Genomic DNA, 2014 nt, shown 5'->3' with positions numbered 1-2014 from the left:
CATTCGGACCAAGGTGTGCTGTACCGTACGGCGGGGGATAGGGAATTGCTTGCGGAGCATTCCATGGTTCAAAGCATGTCGCGAAAGGCGAACTGTTGGGACAATGCGCCGATGGAAAGCTTCTTTGCGGTGTTAAAGACGGAGTGTTTCTATAACGCAGGTGAATTGACGGTAGATGAATTGATGAAGCAGATAGATGACTATATGGATTACTACAACCGGGAGCGTTGCAGTTTGAAATTGAAAAAGCTGAGTCCTGTCGCATACAGAACCCAGCTTGCACAGAGTGCCTGAATAGGCTTTTATGAGTGTCCAAGATTTGGGGGCCAGTTCAGTTTTCAGACGACCTTTGCCTTTTGAATACGGCGGCAAACACGGAAAGGTCGTCTGAAACCGTGTTCCGAATACATTGTCCGCACTGGCGCGCAAGCGTAAAATTTCCGTTTTCTCCAAATGTGCCACACTCATGGAAACCGCCCTGCTCCTCGCCGGCAAAATCACCGAGCTGACCCTGATTGTCCTGATGGGCATGGCGTTGGTGAAATCCAAGCTCCTGACCTCCGAACACAGCCGCACGCTCTCCGTCATCGCGCTCTACCTCATCAGCCCGTCGGTGATGATTCACGCCTTCCAAATCGAGAACACGCCCGACATCATTGACGGGTTGAAACTCTCGGTCGCCTTGGCGATCGTGTTCCACATCCTGCTGATCGCGCTGGGCAGGCTTTTCAAAACCCTGTTTAAGCTCGATACGCTCGAACACGCCGCCACGGTTTACACCAATTCCGGCAATCTCATCATCCCGCTGGTGATGTCCATTTTCGGACCGCAATGGGTGATTTACACCAGCGGCTTCATCATCGTCCAAATGTTCCTTTTCTGGACGCACTTGCGCCTGCTGCTTTGCGGGCGCGGCAATCTTGCGTGGAAAACCGTACTCACCAACATCAACATCCTATCCATCTTTATCGGCGTGTTCATGTTTGCCTTCCAAATCAAACTGCCGCACATCATCGACAACACGCTCGCCACGATTGGCGGCATGATAGGTCCGGTCGCCATGCTCGTTGCCGGAATGCTGATTGCCTCGCTGCCGCTCAAAGAAATCGTCCTCTCCAAACGGATTTACCTCGTCGCCTTCCTGCGTCTGATGCTTATCCCGCTGATTCTGCTGGTGTTTGTCAAAATTTCGGACATCGCGCACCTCGGCGGGCACAGCGATACCGTCGTCCTCATCAGCTTCCTCGCCACAGTCAGCCCCGTCGCGTCCACCGTTACCCAAATGGCGATGGTTTATGGTCAGAACGCCCGTAAAGCCAGCGCGATTTACGGCATCACGACGCTGCTGTGCGTCATCACCATGCCGATGATGATTGCGTTGTATCAAGCGATGGTTTGAAAGGGTTGGGTCAAGAAAAAGGTCGTCTGAAACACCCCGAACAGGGTTTGAACTGCACCCCAAAAGTTGGACACATCCCCTCCAACTCACAAGGTGCAGTTTTTTTATGAGCAAATATACATTACACTTCAAATACCAAGCCGTACTCCACTACCTGCATATACGCAGCCAACAGCGTACCGCAGACCACTACGGCATTTCCCGAACCCACCTGAGACGATGGATACGCGCCTATCAAGAAGGCGGTATCGGCGCACTCGAACATCCCCAATCCAAAACCATGCCCCAACACCGCAAAAACCCCTTCATCTCAGATAAACCCGACCAAGAAAAAACGCAGGCAGAGCTTATTGAAGAGTTGTGCTATATGCGCGCAGAGGTCGCCTACCTAAAGGAGTTAAAAGCCCTCAGCCAAAAGCGGACCGAAAAGGACAAAGCCAAACCGTCCAAACACTGAGGGCGCAACACCCGCTCAAATACCTGCTGCACATCGCAAACCTGCCCAAAAGCAGCTTTTACTACCACCACCAAGACCGACCCGACCCCGACGCAGCCGACAAAGCCCTCCTCGTCGAAACCTACCGGCGGCATAAAGGACGCTACGGACAAAGGCGC

General features: G+C 52.8%; 3 protein-coding genes and 1 pseudogene. All 4 read left to right on the top strand.

The genetic code is table 11. The features are described from left to right. Window positions 1-294, top strand: a 294-nt coding sequence (locus HMPREF1051_RS01645) for an IS3 family transposase (protein ID WP_155815265.1), incomplete at its 5' end; no start/stop codon positions are given. A 172-nt stretch (window positions 295-466) separates the two neighbouring features. After that, window positions 467-1399, top strand: coding sequence for an AEC family transporter (locus tag HMPREF1051_RS01640; RefSeq protein ID WP_036491147.1), 933 nt, complete (start codon window positions 467-469; stop codon window positions 1397-1399). Window positions 1400-1505: 106 nt separating this feature from the next. Continuing rightward, the gene (locus HMPREF1051_RS01635; RefSeq protein WP_003763440.1) at window positions 1506-1856 is read left to right on the top strand and encodes a helix-turn-helix domain-containing protein; all 351 of its coding nucleotides are present in this window, start codon (window positions 1506-1508) and stop codon (window positions 1854-1856) included. Beyond that, window positions 1760-2014 (top strand): annotated as a pseudogene (locus tag HMPREF1051_RS15000) (hypothetical protein); the annotation flags it as partial. The gene HMPREF1051_RS01635 and the pseudogene HMPREF1051_RS15000, both read left to right, overlap by 97 nt.

It is taken from the genome of Neisseria sicca VK64 (assembly GCF_000260655.1).
GTDB classification, from domain to species: Bacteria; Pseudomonadota; Gammaproteobacteria; order Burkholderiales; family Neisseriaceae; genus Neisseria; species Neisseria sicca_B.
Note: the sequence above shows the minus strand (reverse complement) of the source record. Positions and strands in the feature narration are given on the sequence as shown.

Excerpts from the sequence above, each read along its gene's own strand:
- HMPREF1051_RS01640 (WP_036491147.1), top strand. The coding sequence starts at position 467 with ATGGAAACCGCCCTGCTCCTCGCCGGCAAAATCACCGAGCTGACCCTG.
- HMPREF1051_RS01635 (WP_003763440.1), top strand. The coding sequence starts at position 1,506 with ATGAGCAAATATACATTACACTTCAAATACCAAGCCGTACTCCACTAC.